This window comes from Caballeronia sp. LZ001 (assembly GCF_031450875.1).
In the GTDB taxonomy this organism is placed as follows: Bacteria; Pseudomonadota; Gammaproteobacteria; order Burkholderiales; family Burkholderiaceae; genus Caballeronia.
The window spans coordinates 3,599,908-3,619,388 of sequence record NZ_JARTVX010000004.1; the positions used below are offsets into that span (position 1 = coordinate 3,599,908).

Genomic DNA, 19,481 nt, shown 5'->3' on the forward strand with positions numbered 1-19,481 from the left:
TTTGTAATCAGCCCCGACCAATCGCAGTCGGGAATGGAGAAAACGATGAGCCTTGGACTCGTAGGTCGCAAGGTTGGCATGACCCGTATCTTCACGCCTGAAGGGGACTCGATTCCCGTCACCGTGCTGGACGTGTCGGACAACCGCGTGACGCAGATCAAGACCGTTGAAACGGATGGTTATACCGCCGTTCAGGTTGCATTCGGTGCTCGCCGCGCATCGCGCGTGACGAAGCCGCTGGCGGGTCACCTCGCCAAAGCCGGCGTTCAAGCTGGTGAAATCCTCAAAGAATTCCAGATCGAATCCGCGAAGGCCGCCGAATTGGCGAACGGCGCTGTGATCGGTACGGACATTTTCGAAGTTGGCCAGAAGGTCGACGTGCAAGGTACGTCGATTGGTAAGGGCTACGCCGGTACCATCAAGCGTTACAACTTCGCCTCAGGTCGTGCCTCGCACGGTAACTCGCGTTCGCACAACGTTCCGGGTTCGATCGGTATGGCGCAGGATCCGGGTCGTGTGTTCCCGGGTAAGCGCATGACGGGTCACCTCGGTGACGAAACCGTCACGGTTCAGAATCTCGAAATCGCTCGCATCGACGCCGACCGCAATCTGCTGCTGGTTCGCGGCGCGGTTCCGGGTGCGAAGGGCGGCAAGGTATTCGTGACGCCGGCCGTCAAGACGCGTGCTGTGAAAGGAGCGAAATAATGGAACTTAAGCTCCTGAATGCCAATGGTCAGGAAGCTGCTGGCGTGAACGCATCGGACGTCGTGTTCGGTCGCGATTACAACGAAGCCCTGATTCACCAGGTCGTCGTGGCTTATCAAGCCAATGCACGTAGCGGCAACCGCGCTCAGAAGGATCGTGAGCAGGTCAAGCACACCACCAAGAAGCCGTGGCGTCAGAAAGGTACGGGTCGCGCTCGTGCCGGTATGTCGTCAAGCCCTTTGTGGCGTGGCGGTGGTCGTATCTTCCCGAATTCGCCAGAAGAAAACTTCTCGCACAAGGTCAACAAGAAGATGCATCGCGCAGGTCTCTGCTCGATCTTCTCGCAATTGGCTCGCGAAGGCCGTATCTCGGTGGTCGAAGACCTCGCGCTCGAAGCGCCGAAGACCAAGCTGTTGGCCGATAAATTCAAGGCGATGGGTCTCGATTCCGTGTTGGTCATCACCGATACGGTCGACGAGAACCTGTACCTCGCGTCGCGCAATCTGGCCCACGTGGCCGTTGTCGAGCCGCGTTACGCCGACCCGCTCTCGCTGATCTACTTCAAGAAGATTCTGATCACGAAGGCTGCGGTCGCTCAGATCGAGGAGTTGCTGTCATGAGCGAGATTCGCAAAAACGATCATCGTTTGATGCAAGTTCTGCTCGCGCCGGTGATCTCCGAAAAGGCGACGCTGGTGGCCGACAAGAACGAACAAGTCGTGTTCGAAGTCGCCCCGGACGCCACGAAGCAGGAAGTAAAGGCTGCTGTCGAGCTGCTGTTCAAGGTCGAAGTCAATTCCGTCAACGTGCTCGTCACGAAGGGTAAAGCCAAGCGCTTTGGCCGCTTCAACGGCAAGCGCAAGGACGTGAAGAAGGCGTACGTCTGCTTGAAGCCCGGCCAGGAAATCAACTTTGAAGCGGAGGCCAAGTAATCATGGCAATCGTTAAAGTTAAGCCGACTTCGCCGGGTCGCCGCGCGATGGTCAAGGTGGTCAACAAGGATCTGCATAAGGGCAAGCCGTTTGCGGCGCTGCTCGATTCGCAGTCCGTGACCGCCGGCCGTAACAACAACGGCCGCATCACCACGCGTCATAAGGGCGGTGGTCATAAGCAGCACTACCGTATCGTCGACTTCCGTCGCAACAAGGACGGCATTCCGGCAAAGGTCGAGCGTCTTGAGTACGACCCGAACCGTAGCGCGAACATCGCGCTGGTTCTGTACGCAGACGGTGAGCGTCGCTACATCATCGCGCCGAAGGGCGTGATCGTTGGTACGCAGCTCATGTCCGGTTCGGAAGCGCCGATCCGCGCAGGCAACACGCTGCCGATCCGCAACATTCCAGTCGGTACCACGATCCACTGCATCGAAATGCTGCCGGGCAAGGGTGCGCAAATCGCGCGTTCGGCTGGTACGTCCGCGATGCTGCTGGCGCGCGAAGGCGTCTACGCGCAGGTTCGTCTGCGTTCGGGCGAAATTCGCCGCGTGCACGTCGAGTGCCGCGCGACGATCGGTGAAGTGGGCAACGAAGAGCATAGCCTCCGTCAAATCGGTAAGGCTGGCGCGAACCGCTGGCGTGGTATCCGTCCGACGGTGCGCGGCGTTGCAATGAACCCGGTCGATCACCCGCACGGCGGTGGTGAAGGCAAGACGGCTGCAGGTCGCGATCCGGTGAGCCCGTGGGGCACGCCGACTAAGGGTTATCGCACCCGTAGCAACAAGCGCACGACGACGATGATCGTCCAGCGCCGTCACAAGCGTTAAGGAGTAGGCAATGACACGTTCTGCTAAAAAAGGTCCGTTCTGCGACGCTCATTTGCTGAAGAAAGTTGAGTCGGCTGCAGCTACGCGCGACAAGAAGCCGATCAAGACCTGGTCGCGTCGCTCGACGATTCTCCCGGACTTCATCGGTCTGACGATCGCTGTTCACAACGGCCGTCAGCACGTTCCGGTGTATGTCACGGAAAACATGGTCGGCCACAAGCTTGGCGAGTTCGCATTGACCCGTACGTTCAAGGGTCACGCGGCCGACAAGAAGGCCAAGAAATAAGGGGCTATCAAGATGGAAGTGAAAGCAATTCATCGCGGTGCCCGCATCTCGGCGCAGAAGACGCGCCTTGTGGCTGACCAGATTCGTGGTTTGCCGGTCGACAAGGCGCTGAACGTTCTGACGTTCTCGCCGAAGAAGGCGGCGGGTATCGTCAAGAAGGTCGTGCTGTCTGCGATCGCGAATGCGGAACACAACGAAGGCGCCGATATCGATGAGCTCAAGATCACGAGCATCTATATCGACAAGGCTGCTTCGTTGAAGCGTTTTACCGCACGCGCTAAGGGTCGTGGTAACCGCATCGAGAAGCAATCCTGTCACATCACTGTGACGGTCGGGAATTAAGGAGCCATACGATGGGACAAAAAATTCATCCGACTGGCTTCCGTTTGGCCGTCAGCCGCAACTGGGCTTCGCGCTGGTATGCGAACAACAGCAACTTCGCGGCGATGCTCCAGGAAGACATCGGTGTTCGTGAGTACCTGAAGAAGAAGCTGAAGAACGCTTCGGTTGGTCGTGTCATCATCGAGCGTCCGGCAAAGAACGCACGGATCACGATTTATAGCTCGCGTCCGGGCGTTGTCATCGGCAAGAAGGGCGAAGACATCGAACTGTTGAAGGCTGAACTGCAGAAGCGCATGGGCGTTCCGGTTCACGTCAACATCGAAGAAATTCGCAAGCCGGAAACCGATGCTCAGCTGATCGCTGACTCGATCACGCAACAGCTCGAACGCCGGATCATGTTCCGTCGCGCGATGAAGCGTGCGATGCAGAATGCCATGCGCCTTGGCGCGCAAGGTATCAAGATCATGAGCGCGGGCCGTCTTAACGGTATCGAAATCGCTCGTACCGAGTGGTATCGCGAAGGTCGCGTGCCCCTCCATACGCTGCGTGCCGATATCGACTACGCAACGTCGGAAGCGAAAACCACGTACGGCATCATCGGCGTGAAGGTGTGGGTCTACAAGGGCGACACGCTGGGCCGTAATGAAGCACCGGTGGTGGAAGAAGTGGCGGAAGACAAGCGTCCGCGCCGCAACGCACGTCCGGGTGGCGATCGCCGTCCGCGCCGTGATGGCGAAGGCGCTCCGGCAGGTGCTCGTCGCGGCGGTCCCCGTCGTGGCGGCGCTGGCGGTGACGCGAAGAGTGGAGAATAACGATGCTGCAACCGAAACGCAGAAAGTATCGCAAAGAGCAGAAAGGTCGTAACACCGGCAAGGCGACGCGCGGCAACGCGGTGTCGTTCGGTGAATATGGTCTGAAGGCTATCGGTCGCGGCCGTTTGACCGCGCGTCAAATCGAAGCCGCGCGTCGTGCAATGACGCGTCACATCAAGCGTGGTGGCCGAATCTGGATCCGCATTTTCCCGGACAAGCCGATTTCGCAGAAGCCGGCAGAAGTACGTATGGGTAACGGTAAGGGTAACCCGGAGTACTACGTCGCTGAAATTCAACCGGGCAAGATGCTGTACGAAATGGACGGTGTCACCGAAGAACTGGCGCGCGAAGCGTTTCGTCTGGCTGCAGCCAAGCTGCCGCTCAAGACGTACTTCGTCGTGCGCCAGCTCGGCGCCTAAGGAGTAAATGATGAAGGCATCTGAACTTCACCAGAAAGACCAGGCCGCGCTCAACAAAGAGCTGACGGACCTGCTGAAGGCGCAATTCGGCCTGCGCATGCAACTCGCGACCCAGCAGCTCACGAACACGAGCCAGCTGAAGAAGGTTCGTCGCGACATCGCACGTGTGCGGACCGTCCTGACTGAGAAGGCGAACCAGAAATGAACGATAGCGTAAAAACCTCGCTCAAGCGGACGCTGGTCGGCAAGGTCGTCAGCAACAAGATGGACAAGACGGTCACCGTTCTGGTCGAGCACCGCGTGAAGCATCCGATCTACGGCAAGTACGTCGTGCGTTCGAAGAAGTACCACGCGCATGATGACGCCAATACGTACAACGAAGGCGATCTCGTCGAAATTCAGGAAACTCGTCCGATTTCGAAGACGAAGGCTTGGGTTGTATCGAAGTTGGTCGAAGCGGCGCGCGTGATCTAAGTCTGTAGTTGTAGTACCGCGATGCAGTAACTAGTGTTGCAGTAAGTTTCGCTTGCAAGACCGAGATTATTTGTTATAATCTCGGTCTTCCCTCTTTGTGGGAGCCCCGTCGCGGGCGAAATTGGTGGGGGAAGCCGGTTCAGGCGCCAGCCTGAGTCGACAGATTCACCGGATTGCGATGGCGGGTTTCGTCTGCCCTCGCTGCCTGTTCTAACCCAAGCAGCCGATTGGCTGACGGGACCAAGACTGACCGGATGCGCCATGGTGGTGTGACCGGATTAAGTTGGGAAAGATAAACCATGATCCAGACCGAAACTCGGCTTGAAGTGGCCGACAACACGGGTGCGCGTGAAGTCATGTGCATCAAGGTGCTCGGCGGTTCGAAGCGTCGTTACGCTAGCATTGGCGACATCATCAAGGTGACCGTCAAGGAAGCGACGCCGCGCGGACGCGTAAAGAAGGGCGAAATTTATAACGCCGTGGTCGTTCGCACGGCCAAAGGCGTGCGTCGCCAGGATGGCTCGCTCATCAAGTTCGACGGCAATGCCGCCGTACTGTTGAACACGAAGCTCGAGCCGATCGGCACGCGTATTTTCGGGCCGGTGACGCGTGAACTGCGTAGCGAACGATTCATGAAGATCGTTTCGCTCGCGCCGGAAGTGCTGTAAGGAGTCGCGATGAACAAGATTCGCAAGGGTGACGAAGTTATCGTCACTACCGGCAAGGACAAAGGCAAGCGCGGTACCGTGCTGGTCGTTGCGGAAGAGCATGTCACGGTCGAGGGTATCAACCTCGTCAAGAAGCATGTGAAGCCGAACCCGATGAAGGGTACGACGGGCGGTGTGGAAGCCAAAACGATGCCGCTGCATATTTCGAACGTCGCATTGGTCGACGCGAATGGCAAGGCGTCGCGTGTGGGCATCAAGGTCGAAGATGGAAAGAAGGTTCGCTTCTTGAAGTCGACCGGCGCCACGCTTAACGCCTGACGCGGAGTTAAAAAATGGCTCGTCTGCAAGAAATTTACAAAGAAACGGTTGTGCCGCAACTGGTTGAAAAGTTCGGCTACAAGTCCATCATGGAAGTGCCGCGCATCACCAAGATCACCCTCAACATGGGTCTTGGCGAAGCGGTCGCTGACAAGAAGATTATCGAAAACGCCGTGGGCGACCTGACGAAGATCGCTGGCCAAAAGCCGGTTATCACGAAGGCGCGCAAGGCAATCGCGGGCTTCAAGATTCGTCAAGGCTACCCGATCGGCGCGATGGTTACGCTGCGCGGTCAAGCGATGTACGAATTCCTGGACCGCTTCGTGACGGTTGCGCTCCCCCGCGTGCGCGACTTCCGTGGCGTCTCGGGCCGTGCATTCGACGGTCGTGGTAACTACAACATCGGTGTGAAAGAGCAGATCATTTTCCCCGAAATTGACTACGACAAGATCGACGCGCTGCGTGGGCTGAACATCAGCATCACGACCACCGCGAAGAGTGACGACGAAGCAAAGGCGCTGCTCGCCGGCTTCAAGTTCCCGTTCAGAAACTGAGGTTACCGTGGCTAAACTGGCACTGATCGAACGTGAAAAGAAGCGCGCACGCCTCGCAGCCAAGTACGCTCCGAAGCGTGCTGAGCTGAAGGCTGTGATCGACGACGCAAGCAAGTCGGACGAAGAACGCTATATCGCCCGTCTCGCGCTGCAACAATTGCCGCGTAACTCGAACCCCACTCGCAAGCGTAACCGCTGCGCGATCACGGGTCGTCCTCGCGGCACGTTCCGCAAGTTCGGACTCGCGCGTAGCAAGATCCGCGAAATCGCATTCCGCGGTGAAATCCCTGGCCTCACCAAGGCGAGCTGGTAATAGGAGAAACATAAATGAGCATGAGTGATCCTATCGCCGATATGCTGACTCGCATCCGCAATGCGCAGATGGTCGAGAAGGTTTCGGTGACTATGCCCTCGTCGAAAGTCAAGGTTGCGATTGCGCAGGTTTTGAAGGACGAAGGTTATATCGACGATTTCGCAGTGAAGGCTGAAGGTGCGAAGTCGGAATTGAACATCGCGTTGAAGTACTACGCTGGCCGTCCGGTTATCGAGCGCCTTGAGCGCGTGTCGAAGCCTGGTCTGCGCGTGTACCGCGGTCGTAACGACATTCCTCAGGTGATGAATGGCCTGGGCGTTGCAATCGTTTCGACGCCGAAGGGTGTGATGACTGACCGCAAGGCGCGCCAGACCGGCGTCGGTGGCGAAGTCATCTGCTACGTCGCTTAACGCCGAAGGGAGAAGAAACATGTCTCGAGTAGGTAAGAGCCCGATCGCGTTGCCGCAAGGCGCCGAAGTGGCCGTCAAGGGCGACGTCATCACCGTCAAGGGTCCGCTCGGCACGATTTCGCAAGCGGGCAATCCGCTGGTGAGCGTGGCGAACGACAACGGTACGTTGAATTTCGCGCCGGCTGACGAAAGCCGCGAAGCGAACGCGATGTCCGGCACGATGCGCGCCCTGGTGGCGAACATGGTGCATGGCGTCACCAAGGGTTTCGAACGCAAGCTGACGCTAGTTGGCGTCGGTTATCGTGCACAAGCGCAAGGCGACAAGCTGAATCTGTCGCTGGGTTTCTCGCACCCCGTGGTGCACCAGATGCCGGAAGGCGTCAAGGCTGAAACCCCGACGCAGACCGAAATCGTGATCAAGGGGATCGACAAGCAGAAAGTCGGCCAAGTCGCGGCGGAAGTTCGTGGCTATCGTCCGCCGGAGCCCTATAAGGGCAAGGGCGTGCGTTATGCCGACGAGGTCGTGATCCTCAAAGAAACGAAGAAGAAGTAAGGGTGCGCAATCATGGATAAGACTCAATCTCGCCTGCGCCGCGCTCGTCAGACGCGTATCAAGATCGCTGAGCTGCAGGTCGCGCGTCTCGCCGTGCATCGCACGAATACGCATATCTACGCGCAAGTTTTCTCGGCATGCGGCACGAAGGTGCTTGCAAGCGCCTCGACGCTGGAAGCCGAAGTGCGCGCTGAACTGGCTGACAAGTCGGGCAAGGGCGGCAACATCAACGCTGCAACCCTGATCGGCAAGCGTATTGCCGAGAAGGCGAAGGCTGCCGGCATCGAATCCGTCGCCTTTGACCGCTCGGGTTTCCGCTACCACGGCCGCGTGAAAGCGCTGGCTGATGCCGCGCGCGAAGCCGGGCTCAAGTTCTAAGGGAAGAATTCGTCATGGCAAAGATGCAAGCGAAAGTTCAGGCTGACGAACGCGACGACGGCCTGCGCGAAAAGATGATTTCGGTCAACCGCGTGACCAAGGTCGTGAAGGGTGGCCGGATTCTCGGTTTCGCCGCACTGACCGTGGTTGGCGACGGCGATGGCCGCGTCGGCATGGGCAAGGGCAAAGCGAAGGAAGTTCCGGTCGCCGTTCAAAAGGCAATGGAGCAAGCCCGCCGCAACATGTTCAAGGTGCCGCTCAAGAACGGTACGTTGCAACACGAAGTGCACGGTAAGCATGGTGCTTCCGCAGTCCTCCTCGCTCCGGCGAAGGACGGTACTGGCGTGATCGCAGGCGGCCCGATGCGCGCAGTGTTCGACGTGATGGGCGTGCAGAACGTGGTGGCCAAGAGCCACGGTTCGACGAACCCGTACAATCTCGTTCGTGCAACGCTCGACGGTCTGCGTAAGCAGTCCACGCCGGGCGACATCGCGGCGAAGCGCGGCAAGTCCGTCGAAGATATTTTGGGCTAAGCCTCGAGGTCATCATGTCTGAGAAAACTGTCAAGATTCAGCTCGTTAAGAGCCTGATCGGGACCCGCGAAACGCACCGCGCTACGGTGCGTGGCCTCGGCCTGCGTCGCCTCAACTCGGTGAGCGAGCTGCAGGACACGCCGGCAGTGCGCGGGATGATCAACAAGGTTTCATACCTCGTTAAGGTCATCGGCTAAGGCCGCCGACTAGGATCCAAGGAGTTGAACATGGAATTGAATAACCTGAAGCCGGCAGAAGGCGCGAAGCACGCTAAGCGTCGCGTCGGTCGTGGCATCGGTTCGGGCCTCGGCAAGACTGCAGGTCGCGGCCACAAGGGTCAGAAATCGCGTTCGGGCGGCTTTCACAAAGTCGGCTTCGAAGGCGGTCAGATGCCTCTGCAGCGTCGTCTGCCGAAGCGCGGCTTCACTTCGCTGACGAAGGAATTCGTCGGTCAAGTGCGCCTGGCTGATCTCGAGAAGTTGCCGGTCGACGAAATCGATCTGTTGGCTTTGAAGCAAGCGGGTCTGGTCGGCGAGCTCATCAAGAGCGCGAAGATCATCAAGACCGGCGAGATCACCCGCAAGGTCACGGTGAAGGGTCTGACGGCAACGAAGGGCGCCCGTGCAGCAATCGAAGCCGCTGGCGGCTCGTTCGCCGAGTAACGCGATTTCGCCGTTACTAGCACTAGCATCGGAGAAGGTTCTTGGCTAACAGCCCGAGTCTCGCAAAACCCGGTCGAAGCGCGGCGAAATTTGGCGATCTGCGTCGGCGTGCAGTGTTCCTGCTGCTGGCGTTGGTTGTCTACCGCATTGGTGCGCATATTCCGGTTCCCGGCATCGATCCGGATCAGCTGGCGAAGTTGTTCCAAAGCCAGTCGGGCGGCATCCTTGGCATGTTCAACATGTTTTCGGGTGGCGCGCTGTCACGATTCACGATTTTCGCGTTGGGCATCATGCCCTACATTTCGGCCTCGATCATCATGCAGTTGTTGTCGATCGTGTCGCCGCAAATGGAGGCGTTGAAGAAGGAAGGACAGGCAGGTCAACGAAAGATTACGCAGTACACGCGGATCTTCACGGTGGTTCTGGCAACATTCCAGGCTTTCGGTATCGCGGTGGCGCTGGAAAATCAGCCCGGCCTGGTGCTGGATCCCGGCATGGTGTTCCGGCTGACGACGGTGGTCACGCTGGTGACGGGCACGATGTTCCTGATGTGGCTTGGTGAGCAGATCACGGAGCGCGGTCTCGGCAACGGCATCTCGATCATCATTTTCGGTGGTATCGCGGCAGGCTTTCCGAATGCAATCGGCGGTCTGTTCGAACTGGTTCGCACCGGTTCGATGAGCATCATCTCGGCGATCATCATCGTCGCGTTGATCGCGGCGGTTACGTATCTGGTCGTGTTCATCGAACGCGGTCAGCGCAAGATCCTCGTGAACTATGCGAAGCGCCAGGTCGGTAACAAGATTTACGGTGGACAGTCGTCACATCTGCCGCTGAAGCTGAACATGTCGGGTGTGATTCCGCCGATCTTCGCGTCGTCGATCATTCTCTTCCCGGCAACCATCCTGAACTGGTTCAGTTCGGGAACGCGTACCGGCTGGTTCGCGAACACGCTGCACAGCGTGGCTGAAGCCCTCAAGCCCGGTCAACCTGTGTACGTGCTGCTGTATGCGTTGGCTATCGTGTTCTTCTGCTTCTTCTACACCGCGTTGGTGTTCAACAGCAGGGAAACCGCCGACAACTTGAAGAAGAGCGGTGCGTTCGTTCCGGGTATTCGTCCGGGCGATCAGACTGCACGGTACATCGACCGCATCCTCACGCGTCTGACGCTGGCCGGTGCGATCTACATCGTGTTTGTGTGCTTGTTGCCTGAGTTTCTGGTGTTGCGCTGGAACGTGCCGTTTTATTTTGGTGGAACGTCGCTGCTGATCATTGTCGTCGTCACGATGGACTTCATGGCTCAGGTGCAGTCGTACGTTATGTCGCAACAATATGAATCGCTGCTGAAGAAGGCAAACTTCAAGGGCGGCAACGTCCCGATGCGCTAGTTAGGACTATGGCCAAAGACGATGTAATCCAGATGCAGGGCGAGGTCATTGAAAACCTCCCCAACGCTACTTTCCGGGTGAAATTGGAAAATGGCCATGTCGTCCTGGGACACATATCCGGAAAGATGCGGATGCACTACATCCGTATCCTACCGGGCGACAAGGTTACGGTTGAATTGACGCCTTACGATTTGTCTCGTGCACGGATCGTGTTCCGGGCGAAGTGATTTGAAAAAAGGGTAATATCATGAAAGTGATGGCATCGGTTAAGCGCATTTGCCGCAATTGCAAGATCATTAAGCGCAAGGGCGTTGTGCGCGTGATTTGCAGCTCTGATCCGCGCCACAAACAGCGTCAAGGCTGAACGCCGCGCTTTTTGCTTGCGCTTTTTGTTTGAGGAAAAACAATGGCTCGTATCGCAGGGGTTAACATCCCGAATCACCAGCATACCGAGATCGGCCTGACGGCAATCTTCGGCATTGGTCGCACGCGTTCCCGCGGCATTTGCAGTGCTGCTGGTGTGGAATTTTCGAAGAAGGTCAAGGACCTCACCGACGCAGACCTCGAAAAGCTGCGTGACGAAGTGGGCAAGTTCATCGTCGAAGGCGATCTGCGCCGTGAAGTGACGATGAACATCAAGCGCCTGATGGACTTGGGTTGCTACCGCGGCATGCGTCATCGCAAGGGTCTGCCCCTGCGTGGCCAGCGCACGCGCACCAACGCCCGTACTCGCAAGGGTCCGCGTCGTGCAGCGCAATCGCTGAAGAAGTAAGCGGAACTGACAGTTACAGGAAAACGTAATGGCTAAGGCTTCGAACAACTCCGCGGCGCAACGCGTTCGCAAGAAGGTCAAGAAGAACGTCGCCGAGGGCGTGGTTCACGTTCACGCGTCGTTCAACAACACCATTATCACGATCACCGATCGTCAAGGTAACGCGCTGGCATGGGCGACCTCTGGCGGCCAGGGTTTCAAGGGCTCGCGTAAGTCGACGCCTTTCGCAGCTCAGGTTGCAGCAGAATCGGCTGGCCGCGTGGCAATGGAATACGGCGTGAAGAACCTCGAAGTGCGGATCAAGGGCCCCGGCCCTGGCCGTGAGTCGGCGGTGCGCGCGCTGCATGGTCTTGGCATCAAGATCACCGCGATCTCCGACGTGACGCCGGTCCCGCACAACGGCTGCCGTCCGCCGAAGCGTCGTCGTATCTAAAGTCGCGCATCAGTTGATTCGCGACCGCATGTTTCCTGTCGATGCGAAAGCGTCGGCGGGCTTCGTGCGTTATGCATCTGCTTCGCGCATTTCACTAAGCCCACCGTTCGGCCTATAGGGTTCGAACTAGCGCAGACGAAAGTTTGCGTGATCAATTTTTAAGGATTCAAAGTGGCACGCTATACCGGTCCCAAAGCCAAGCTGTCCCGCCGTGAAGGCACCGATCTGTTCCTGAAGAGCGCACGCCGCTCGCTCGCCGACAAGTGCAAGCTCGACAGCAAGCCTGGTCAACATGGCCGCATTTCGGGCGCACGTACGTCCGACTACGGCACCCAGTTGCGCGAAAAGCAAAAAGTGAAGCGTATCTATGGCGTGCTCGAGCGTCAGTTCCGCCGCTACTTCGCTGAAGCCGACCGCCGCAAGGGTCCGACGGGCGAGAACTTGCTGCAATTGCTCGAATCGCGCCTCGACAACGTCGTTTATCGCATGGGCTTCGGCTCGACGCGCGCTGAAGCACGTCAGCTCGTGAGCCACAAGTCGATCGTCGTGAACGGCCAAGTCGCGAATATCCCGTCACTGCAAGTGAAGTCGGGCGACGTCATCTCCGTGCGTGAGCAGTCGCGCAAGCAGGCTCGTATCGTCGAAGCGCTGTCGCTCGCCGAGCAAGGCGGTATGCCGAGCTGGGTGTCGGTCGACGCCAAGAAGTTCGAAGGAACGTTCAAGTCGATGCCGGAACGCAGCGATATCGCTGGCGACATCAACGAAAGCCTGATCGTCGAATTGTATTCGCGTTAATCGCGCGGTTAATCGCGCGGTAACCGGATTGGCAGCCGGGGACCCTGATTGCCGGTGGCAAGAGGGCGGCCTCGGCTGTTTTTTTCAGGTTGTTACCGGTCAGCCTTATCGGTGTAACGAGCCGAGGGTATTGAAAAGGAAAACCTATGCAAACCAGTTTGTTGAAGCCCAAGATCATTGCAGTTGAATCGCTTGGCGAGAGCCATGCGAAAGTGGTTATGGAGCCGTTCGAACGCGGCTATGGCCACACCTTGGGCAACGCGCTTCGGCGCGTGCTGTTGTCGTCGATGGTGGGCTACGCGCCGACCGAAGTGACGATTGCAGGCGTAGTGCACGAATACTCGACGCTCGACGGTGTGCAAGAGGATGTGGTCAACCTGCTGTTGAACCTGAAGGGCGTCGTCTTCAAGCTGCATAACCGCGACGAAGTCACGGTGACGCTGCGCAAGGAAGGCGAAGGCCTCGTCACGGCTGGCGATATCGAACTCGCGCATGATTGCGAGGTCATCAATCCCGGTCACGTGATTGCCCATCTCTCGAAGGGCGGCAAGCTCGACGTCCAGATCAAGATTGAAAAGGGCCGTGGCTACGTGCCGGGCAACGTGCGTCGTTATGGCGAGGAATCGGCCAAGATCATCGGTCGTATCGTGCTTGACGCGTCGTTCTCGCCGGTTCGCCGCGTGAGCTATGCCGTGGAAAGCGCGCGTGTCGAACAGCGTACCGACCTCGACAAGCTCGTGATGAACATCGAAACCAACGGCGTGATCTCGCCGGAGGAAGCGATCCGTCAATCGGCGCGCATTCTGGTCGATCAGTTGTCGGTCTTCGCAGCGCTGGAAGGCACGGAAGCGGCAGCGGAAGCGCCGTCGCGTGCGCCGCAGATCGATCCGATCCTGCTGCGCCCGGTGGATGACCTGGAACTCACGGTTCGCTCGGCGAACTGTCTGAAGGCCGAAAACATCTACTACATCGGCGATCTTATCCAGCGTACGGAAAACGAACTGCTGAAGACGCCGAATCTGGGCCGCAAGTCGCTGAACGAAATCAAGGAAGTCTTGGCTTCGCGCGGTCTGACGCTCGGCATGAAGCTCGAAAACTGGCCGCCGGCTGGTCTCGACAAGTAAGCGAAAGAGTCAATCGCGTTACTGGCAAAGACGCGGATTTTGCTTTAAAATCCGCGTCTTGCTTTTTCTTCGACCGGCCCGTGCGCCACTTTAGAGCGCAATAGAAGAGCTGGATCAAAACTCGTTTAAGGAACTGAAATGCGCCATAAGCATGGTTTGCGGAAACTGAACCGCACGAGCAGCCACCGTCTGGCAATGCTCCGTAATATGTCGAACTCGCTGATCGAGCACGAAGTCATCAAGACGACGCTGCCGAAAGCCAAGGAACTGCGCAAGGTTGTCGAGCCGCTCATCACGCTCGGCAAGAAGCCGTCGCTGGCAAATCGTCGTCTGGCGTTCAATCGCCTGCGCGATCGTGACTCCGTCGCAAAGCTGTTCGACGTCCTCGGCCCGCGTTACGCAAGCCGTCCGGGTGGCTACCTCAGCATCCTGAAGTTTGGTTTCCGTGTTGGCGACAACGCTCCGATGGCGCTGGTTCAACTGATGGACCGCCCGGAAGTCGAAGAAACCGAAGAAGTTCAGGAAGCTGAATAAATTCGGTTGGTGGTGAACGAAAAGGTCAAGCGTAGCTTGGCCTTTTTGCATTGTGGGCTTCGGAGTCGTTGCGGTCGTCGAAGTGAGCGGAGTGCTACGATAAGGCCCGATCCACAAGTGTCACGTGCCGCGCCGCACCGGAGCCCGAAGTGAATGTCCCTGTCGTCCTTATGCTGACCACCGTTCCGGATGCACACGCTGCCGACACGTTGGCGCAAGCGGTGCTCGAGACGCGCCTGGCTGCGTGCGTGACGAGGCTCGGCGAAGTGCAATCGCAATATCACTGGAAGGGCGCACTGGAGACATCGCGGGAAGTGCAGTTGCTCTTCAAGACGAGCCTTGCGTGCAGCGCCGAATTGCAGCGCTTCGTCGCGGCGGCGCATCCTTATGAAACGCCCGAAATTCTTGTCTGGCAGGCCGATGCATCGCCGGGATATGGACAATGGGTCAATGCAGAAACGCAGCGTCCTCTTCATGTTTGATCTTCCTCGTCTCGTTTTGCGTTGGCTGATGATGGCCGCGACGCTCGCCTTTCTGCCTTTGGCGATAAACGCCGCGCACGCCGCGGACGACTTCCTCGATCCCGCCGTCGCCTTCAAGTTCAGTGCGTCCGAACAGCCGGGCGAAGTGGACGTGCGTTATAAGATCGCCGACGGTTACTACATGTATCGCGAGCGCTTTGCCTTTGCGGTCAAAAGCGGCGGGGCGATTATAGGCGCGGCGCAACTACCCGCCGGCAAGGTTCATTTCGACCAGACATTCAACAAGGACGTCGAAACCTATCGCGGCGAACTACTCATCCGCATTCCGGTGACTCAGGCAAAAGGGCCGTTCGAGTTATCGGTGACGTCGCAAGGTTGCGCGGATCAGGGCATCTGCTATCCGCCGATGGAGCGCGTTTATCGCGTCAAGGGCGACGCGTTGCAAGCTGCGAGTGCCAGTTCTGCGACGTCTCCAGCGACAAACACTGCGTCGTCCCAATCCTGGTTCGAACGCGCGACGAGCGCCGACTACGCGCAGTCGATGCTCGAAGGCGGCGGCTTCTTCGCTGTGGTCGGCTTGTACTTTCTGGCGGGCATGGTGTTGAGCTTGTTGCCTTGCTCGTATCCGATGATCCCGATTCTTTCCGCGATCATCGTCGGCGAAGGCGCGCGCGTCACGCGCACGCGTGGCTTTGCGCTGTCGGTGTCCTACGTCGTCGGCATGGCGCTTGTCTATACCGCGCTTGGGATTGCCGCAGCGCTCGTCGGTCAAAGCCTCGGCGCGTGGCTGCAAAACCCGTGGGTGCTGGGCGCGTTCGGCATCCTGCTCGCGGTTTTCGCGATCGCGCTGATCTCGGGAGTCGATATCGCGTTGCCGGAGCGCTGGCAAAGCGGCGTCAACGAGGCGTCTCAGAAACGCGGCGGCGGTAAGTTCGCGGCGGTCGCCGTGATGGGCGCGTTGTCGGCGCTCGTCGTCGGCGCGTGCATGACCGCGCCGCTTTTCGCCGTGCTCGCGTTTGTCGCGCACACGGGCAACGCCGTGCTCGGCGGGGCCGCGCTGTTCGCCATGGGTATCGGGCTTGGTGTGCCGTTGCTGATCATCGGTCTCGGCGCGGGGTCGGTGCTGCCGCGAGCGGGCGCCTGGATGGACGGCGTGAAGGTGTTTTTCGGCGTCGCGTTGCTTGCGGCCGCTTTGTGGATCGTGTGGCCGGTCATCGGTGGCGTCGCGCAAATGTTGCTCGCCGCGCTTTGGCTGCTGGTCGCGGCGGCATCGCTCGGCCTATTTGCGTCGGGCGCGATCGCGCCGGTCAACGTCTGGAAGCGGCTGGGGCGCGGCCTGGGCGCCGCGTTTGCCATCTGGGCGGCGGCGTTGCTGGTCGGTCTCGCGGCGGGATCGACGGATGCATTGCGCCCGCTAGCCGTACTAGCCGCGCGCGGCGGCAGCAATGCAGGCGCGACGGCACGAGCATCGGGGCCGATCTTCGCGCCGGTCAAGTCAGCGACGGAACTGGATTCGGCGGTGAAATCGGCGGCACGTCCCGCCATGCTCGACTTTTATGCCGACTGGTGCGTGTCCTGCAAGGAAATGGAGAACCTGACTTTCTCCGACGCCCGTGTTCAGGCGCGTCTCGCGCAACTCAATCTGTTGCGTGCGGACGTGACCGCGAACAACACCGATGATCAGACCTTGCTCAAGCGCTTCAAGCTGTTCGGCCCGCCCGGCATCATCTTTTTCGATGCGCAAGGCAACGAGGTCGCGCGCGTGGTTGGCTATGAATCCGCGGATACGTTTTTGAAAAGCCTCGATAAAGTCAGTCCGGCGAACGGATGACGAAGGGCGATGCATTGCGCACCGCCCTGAAACGACTTATTTCGACGCCCGCAAAATCTTCGCGGCATCCAGCGCGAAATAGGTCAAGACGCCATCCGCGCCCGCGCGTTTGAACGCGAGCAGCGCTTCCATCATCGTCTTGTCGTGATCGAGCCAGCCGTTTTGCGCGGCGGCCTTGATCATCGCGTACTCGCCGCTCACCTGATAGGCGTACGTCGGAAAGCGGAACTCGTCCTTCACGCGCCGCACGATGTCGAGATACGGCATGCCGGGCTTGACCATCACCATGTCCGCGCCTTCCTCGATGTCCATGCGCACTTCGCGCATCGCTTCATCAGAGTTCGCCGGGTCCATTTGATACGTCATCTTGTTGCCCTTGCCGAGATTCGCGGCGGAGCCGACGGCATCGCGGAACGGGCCATAGAACGCCGATGCGAATTTCGCCGCGTAAGCCATGATGCGCGTGTGGATGTGGCCGTCGCTTTCCAGCATCTCGCGAATGGCGCCGATGCGCCCGTCCATCATGTCCGACGGCGCCACGATATCCACGCCTGCTTCTGCCTGAGTGCGCGCCTGATCGACGAGAATCTCGCTCGTTTCGTCGTTCTTCACGTAGCCTTCTTCATCGAGCACGCCGTCCTGGCCGTGACTCGTGTACGGGTCGAGTGCGACATCGGTGAGTACGCCGAGCGTCGGGAAGTTCTTCTTCAGTTCGCGCACGGCACGCGGAATCAGACCTTCGGGATTGATCGCCTCGCGTCCATCCGGTGTTTTCAGCGACGGCTCGATTGCCGGAAAGAGCGAGATCACGGGCACGCCCAGTTCGACGCACTGCTCGGCCACGCTCATCAACAGGTCGACGGACGTGCGCTCGACGCCGGGCATCGACGGCACGGCATGCCGCACGTTGGTGCCTTCGACGATGAACACGGGATAAATCAGATCGTTCGTGGTGAGGATGTTCTCGCGCATCAGACGGCGTGAGAAGTCATCGCGGCGCATGCGGCGCGGGCGATGATGGGGATAGAAACTCATGACTTGGCTCGGTTTGAAGTGCTTCGGGGACGAGGATGAAAACGCGCTTCGAAAATGCTCGAAGCCTTGCCGGGCAAGCGCTCGGAGCGGTCCGGAAACGTTTTGAGACAATGGTATATCATACCGATCGAGTAAGGCGCTTCGCGCTGAACTCCCCGCTTCTCCTCCCTGAGCGGGTGCCTGTCGTTATTCGATCAGGCTGTTAACCCGCCGTCATGCGGCGGGTTTTTTTCATGCCGCACGCGTTAATTTTCAGTCCGCGACGTCTTCCGAAGCCGCTTGCTTAGGCGCGAGCCAGCCTTCAATAAGCTCATGCGCTTCTTCCAGTCCCGTGCGCTTGAGCGCTGAAAAAAGCTGCACGCTCAATTCACCGCGATAGCCCGCATCCTTGTACTCGCCGAATGATTTTTTCGTCGCGCGCAGGGCGTTGGTCATCTCCTGTCGCGTCAATTTGTCGCATTTAGTGAGCAGCGCGTGAATGGGCTTACCGGTGGGCGCGAACCAGTCGATCATGATCTGGTCGAGCTCGGTGAGCGGACGACGCGAGTCCATCATCAGGATCATGCCGCGCAATTGAGCGCGGCTTTGCAGATACGTCGAAAGCAATTGCTGCCAGTGCGCCTTTGCGGCGCCTGGCACTTCGGCATAGCCGTAACCCGGAAGGTCGACCAGAAAGCCGGTCGGTTCGTCTTCAGGCCCGACGGAGAAGTAGTTGATGTGCTGCGTGCGTCCGGGCGTCTTGCTGGCGAACGCGAGCCGCTTCTGATTGCAGAGCACATTGATCGCAGTGGACTTGCCTGCGTTGGAACGGCCGCCGAAAGCGATTTCAGGTTGCGGCGTCGGCGGCAGATCACGAAGGTGATTGACAGTGGTGAAGAAGCGAGCTTGATGGAGCAGAAATGGCATTTGGCGGGTCGACTGAGAGAGCTGCGAAAACATGAAGCCTTGAGAACCCGGCAAATACTGGGCATGCCCCGACTGGCGTCTTTGCGTGTAGCGGGTTATTGTACAATACGACGGTTTTTTAAAGATCCGCACGGGCACGGAAGACCCGGGTTGCAAGCGCACCCACAATGGAGCGAGACAGTTTTAAGGGCGTCTTTTGAGCCCTTTCGTTCGGGTCATGTTGTGGCCGTTCCCGGTTTGCCGCCGTCGTTTTTTGCAGAACCTCACATTCTCACAAGACGAAAAACAGGGTACGCGAATGAACCGACTGTACAGGTCTCTGATGTTGATTCAGGCAGCGGCGGCTTTCGGTGGATTGATAACAGCATCAGCAAACGCGGCAGAGCCCGCGCAACCGGCAAAGCCGGATGTGGCCCGAGGTCAGGCCATTGCAACCCAAGTGTGCGCGGCGTGTCATGCGGCGGATGGCAACAGCGCTGGCGCGGCGTTTCCCAAGCTCGCGGGCCAGCACGCCGAATACATCGTCAAGCAGTTGAAGGATTACAAGACGCAGCCGGGAGCCAAGACGCCGGCGCGTAACAATCCGATCATGGCGGGCATTGCGGGCGCGTTGTCGGATCAGGACATGATCAACGTCGCCGCATACTTTGCGTCGCAGAAGGCCAAGCCCAACTTCGCGCGCGACAAGAACGACGTTGTGCTCGGGCAGAGGATTTATCGCGGCGGCATCGCGGACAAGGGTGTGCCGGCGTGCGCGGCGTGCCACGGCGCGACAGGCATGGGTATCCCGGTGCAATATCCGCGGCTATCGTGGCAGTGGGGCGATTACACGGTGGCGCAGTTGAATGCATTCGCGCAAGGCACGCGTAACAATAGCGAGCCCATGCATGCCATCTCCTCCCGTTTGAGCGAAACGGAGATGAAAGCGGTGGCGGATTACATCGCCGGTTTGCATTGATCCGGGCAGGGCATGCGTTCTTCGGCATCGAACCC

The 19,481-nt window shown here is 58.8% G+C and carries 33 protein-coding genes; 31 read left to right on the forward strand and 2 right to left on the reverse strand.

Annotated features, from left to right (window positions below; translation table 11 throughout):
* Window positions 1-45: 45 nt before the first annotated feature.
* From rplC to dsbD, 30 genes are all read left to right on the forward strand, one after another.
* Window positions 46-705 (forward strand): 50S ribosomal protein L3, encoded by a 660-nt coding sequence (gene rplC, locus P9292_RS27750; RefSeq protein ID WP_244826435.1) that lies wholly within the window; start codon window positions 46-48, stop codon window positions 703-705.
* A complete protein-coding gene (gene rplD / locus P9292_RS27755) occupies window positions 705-1,325 on the forward strand; it encodes a 50S ribosomal protein L4 (protein WP_244826434.1) in 621 nt (206 codons plus the stop codon). Before rplC ends, rplD begins: the two co-directional genes overlap by 1 nt.
* Window positions 1,322-1,636, forward strand: coding sequence for a 50S ribosomal protein L23 (gene rplW, locus P9292_RS27760; protein ID WP_008343846.1), 315 nt, complete (start codon window positions 1,322-1,324; stop codon window positions 1,634-1,636). The genes rplD and rplW overlap by 4 nt, the downstream gene beginning before the upstream one ends.
* Window positions 1,637-1,638: 2 nt before the next feature.
* Window positions 1,639-2,466, forward strand: coding sequence for a 50S ribosomal protein L2 (gene rplB / locus P9292_RS27765; protein ID WP_250509589.1), 828 nt, complete (start codon window positions 1,639-1,641; stop codon window positions 2,464-2,466).
* 10 nt (window positions 2,467-2,476) lie between these two features.
* A complete protein-coding gene (gene rpsS / locus P9292_RS27770; protein ID WP_035506764.1) occupies window positions 2,477-2,752 on the forward strand; it encodes a 30S ribosomal protein S19 in 276 nt (91 codons plus the stop codon).
* Window positions 2,753-2,764: 12 nt separating this feature from the next.
* Complete coding sequence (rplV, locus tag P9292_RS27775; protein ID WP_011490054.1) at window positions 2,765-3,094, forward strand: 50S ribosomal protein L22; 330 nt, start codon at window positions 2,765-2,767, stop codon at window positions 3,092-3,094.
* A gap of 11 nt (window positions 3,095-3,105) precedes the next feature.
* A complete protein-coding gene (gene rpsC, locus P9292_RS27780; protein ID WP_244826432.1) occupies window positions 3,106-3,906 on the forward strand; it encodes a 30S ribosomal protein S3 in 801 nt (266 codons plus the stop codon).
* A 2-nt stretch (window positions 3,907-3,908) separates the two neighbouring features.
* The gene (gene rplP, locus P9292_RS27785; protein WP_061170924.1) at window positions 3,909-4,325 is read left to right on the forward strand and encodes a 50S ribosomal protein L16; all 417 of its coding nucleotides are present in this window, start codon (window positions 3,909-3,911) and stop codon (window positions 4,323-4,325) included.
* Window positions 4,326-4,335: 10 nt separating this feature from the next.
* Complete coding sequence (gene rpmC / locus P9292_RS27790; protein ID WP_035933103.1) at window positions 4,336-4,530, forward strand: 50S ribosomal protein L29; 195 nt, start codon at window positions 4,336-4,338, stop codon at window positions 4,528-4,530.
* Complete coding sequence (rpsQ, locus tag P9292_RS27795; RefSeq protein WP_008343854.1) at window positions 4,527-4,799, forward strand: 30S ribosomal protein S17; 273 nt, start codon at window positions 4,527-4,529, stop codon at window positions 4,797-4,799. The genes rpmC and rpsQ overlap by 4 nt, the downstream gene beginning before the upstream one ends.
* Before the next feature lie 299 nt (window positions 4,800-5,098).
* On the forward strand, window positions 5,099-5,467 hold the full coding sequence (rplN, locus tag P9292_RS27800; protein WP_006998478.1) for a 50S ribosomal protein L14: 369 nt from the start codon (window positions 5,099-5,101) through the stop codon (window positions 5,465-5,467).
* A 9-nt stretch (window positions 5,468-5,476) separates the two neighbouring features.
* Window positions 5,477-5,785 carry a 50S ribosomal protein L24 gene (gene rplX, locus P9292_RS27805; protein WP_244826431.1) on the forward strand — a complete coding sequence of 103 codons (309 nt, stop codon included), beginning with the start codon at window positions 5,477-5,479 and terminating at the stop codon, window positions 5,783-5,785.
* Between the two features lie 14 nt (window positions 5,786-5,799).
* The gene (gene rplE / locus P9292_RS27810; protein WP_244826430.1) at window positions 5,800-6,339 is read left to right on the forward strand and encodes a 50S ribosomal protein L5; all 540 of its coding nucleotides are present in this window, start codon (window positions 5,800-5,802) and stop codon (window positions 6,337-6,339) included.
* A gap of 7 nt (window positions 6,340-6,346) precedes the next feature.
* Window positions 6,347-6,652 carry a 30S ribosomal protein S14 gene (gene rpsN, locus P9292_RS27815; protein ID WP_244826429.1) on the forward strand — a complete coding sequence of 102 codons (306 nt, stop codon included), beginning with the start codon at window positions 6,347-6,349 and terminating at the stop codon, window positions 6,650-6,652.
* 14 nt (window positions 6,653-6,666) lie between these two features.
* Window positions 6,667-7,062 (forward strand): 30S ribosomal protein S8, encoded by a 396-nt coding sequence (gene rpsH, locus P9292_RS27820; RefSeq protein ID WP_062638157.1) that lies wholly within the window; start codon window positions 6,667-6,669, stop codon window positions 7,060-7,062.
* Window positions 7,063-7,081: 19 nt separating this feature from the next.
* Window positions 7,082-7,615, forward strand: coding sequence for a 50S ribosomal protein L6 (gene rplF, locus P9292_RS27825; RefSeq protein ID WP_244826428.1), 534 nt, complete (start codon window positions 7,082-7,084; stop codon window positions 7,613-7,615).
* A gap of 12 nt (window positions 7,616-7,627) precedes the next feature.
* Window positions 7,628-7,993, forward strand: a complete 366-nt coding sequence (rplR, locus tag P9292_RS27830) for a 50S ribosomal protein L18 (RefSeq protein ID WP_035967614.1) — start codon at window positions 7,628-7,630, stop codon at window positions 7,991-7,993.
* Window positions 7,994-8,007: 14 nt separating this feature from the next.
* On the forward strand, window positions 8,008-8,526 hold the full coding sequence (gene rpsE, locus P9292_RS27835) for a 30S ribosomal protein S5 (RefSeq protein WP_244793886.1): 519 nt from the start codon (window positions 8,008-8,010) through the stop codon (window positions 8,524-8,526).
* A gap of 14 nt (window positions 8,527-8,540) precedes the next feature.
* On the forward strand, window positions 8,541-8,723 hold the full coding sequence (rpmD, locus tag P9292_RS27840) for a 50S ribosomal protein L30 (RefSeq protein ID WP_016346466.1): 183 nt from the start codon (window positions 8,541-8,543) through the stop codon (window positions 8,721-8,723).
* Between the two features lie 30 nt (window positions 8,724-8,753).
* Window positions 8,754-9,188, forward strand: coding sequence for a 50S ribosomal protein L15 (gene rplO, locus P9292_RS27845; RefSeq protein ID WP_244826427.1), 435 nt, complete (start codon window positions 8,754-8,756; stop codon window positions 9,186-9,188).
* A 41-nt stretch (window positions 9,189-9,229) separates the two neighbouring features.
* Window positions 9,230-10,576, forward strand: a complete 1,347-nt coding sequence (gene secY / locus P9292_RS27850; RefSeq protein ID WP_250465878.1) for a preprotein translocase subunit SecY — start codon at window positions 9,230-9,232, stop codon at window positions 10,574-10,576.
* Between the two features lie 8 nt (window positions 10,577-10,584).
* Entirely contained in the window at window positions 10,585-10,803 is a 219-nt protein-coding gene (infA, locus tag P9292_RS27855) for a translation initiation factor IF-1 (RefSeq protein ID WP_004521905.1), read from the forward strand.
* Between the two features lie 20 nt (window positions 10,804-10,823).
* Window positions 10,824-10,940 (forward strand): 50S ribosomal protein L36, encoded by a 117-nt coding sequence (gene rpmJ, locus P9292_RS27860; RefSeq protein WP_004199844.1) that lies wholly within the window; start codon window positions 10,824-10,826, stop codon window positions 10,938-10,940.
* Between the two features lie 42 nt (window positions 10,941-10,982).
* Window positions 10,983-11,348, forward strand: a complete 366-nt coding sequence (gene rpsM, locus P9292_RS27865) for a 30S ribosomal protein S13 (protein WP_061179113.1) — start codon at window positions 10,983-10,985, stop codon at window positions 11,346-11,348.
* 28 nt (window positions 11,349-11,376) lie between these two features.
* On the forward strand, window positions 11,377-11,781 hold the full coding sequence (gene rpsK, locus P9292_RS27870; protein WP_006052224.1) for a 30S ribosomal protein S11: 405 nt from the start codon (window positions 11,377-11,379) through the stop codon (window positions 11,779-11,781).
* A gap of 171 nt (window positions 11,782-11,952) precedes the next feature.
* Window positions 11,953-12,576, forward strand: coding sequence for a 30S ribosomal protein S4 (rpsD, locus tag P9292_RS27875; protein ID WP_244826425.1), 624 nt, complete (start codon window positions 11,953-11,955; stop codon window positions 12,574-12,576).
* Between the two features lie 146 nt (window positions 12,577-12,722).
* Entirely contained in the window at window positions 12,723-13,700 is a 978-nt protein-coding gene (locus P9292_RS27880; protein ID WP_244826424.1) for a DNA-directed RNA polymerase subunit alpha, read from the forward strand.
* Between the two features lie 138 nt (window positions 13,701-13,838).
* Complete coding sequence (gene rplQ / locus P9292_RS27885) at window positions 13,839-14,234, forward strand: 50S ribosomal protein L17 (protein WP_016346459.1); 396 nt, start codon at window positions 13,839-13,841, stop codon at window positions 14,232-14,234.
* A 149-nt stretch (window positions 14,235-14,383) separates the two neighbouring features.
* Entirely contained in the window at window positions 14,384-14,716 is a 333-nt protein-coding gene (cutA, locus tag P9292_RS27890; protein WP_250526334.1) for a divalent-cation tolerance protein CutA, read from the forward strand.
* A complete protein-coding gene (gene dsbD / locus P9292_RS27895) occupies window positions 14,709-16,547 on the forward strand; it encodes a protein-disulfide reductase DsbD (RefSeq protein ID WP_309962273.1) in 1,839 nt (612 codons plus the stop codon). The genes cutA and dsbD overlap by 8 nt, the downstream gene beginning before the upstream one ends.
* Before the next feature lie 36 nt (window positions 16,548-16,583).
* On the opposite strand, the gene hemB is transcribed toward dsbD, so the two are convergent.
* Together hemB and yihA are read right to left on the reverse strand one after the other, a co-directional pair.
* Complete coding sequence (hemB, locus tag P9292_RS27900) at window positions 16,584-17,582, reverse strand: porphobilinogen synthase (protein WP_244826421.1); 999 nt, start codon at window positions 17,580-17,582, stop codon at window positions 16,584-16,586.
* A 252-nt stretch (window positions 17,583-17,834) separates the two neighbouring features.
* Window positions 17,835-18,488, reverse strand: coding sequence for a ribosome biogenesis GTP-binding protein YihA/YsxC (yihA, locus tag P9292_RS27905; protein WP_309962275.1), 654 nt, complete (start codon window positions 18,486-18,488; stop codon window positions 17,835-17,837).
* Window positions 18,489-18,786: 298 nt separating this feature from the next.
* On the opposite strand from yihA, the gene P9292_RS27910 reads away from it, so the two are divergent.
* Complete coding sequence (locus tag P9292_RS27910) at window positions 18,787-19,446, forward strand: c-type cytochrome (RefSeq protein ID WP_309962277.1); 660 nt, start codon at window positions 18,787-18,789, stop codon at window positions 19,444-19,446.
* Window positions 19,447-19,481: the final 35 nt, after the last annotated feature.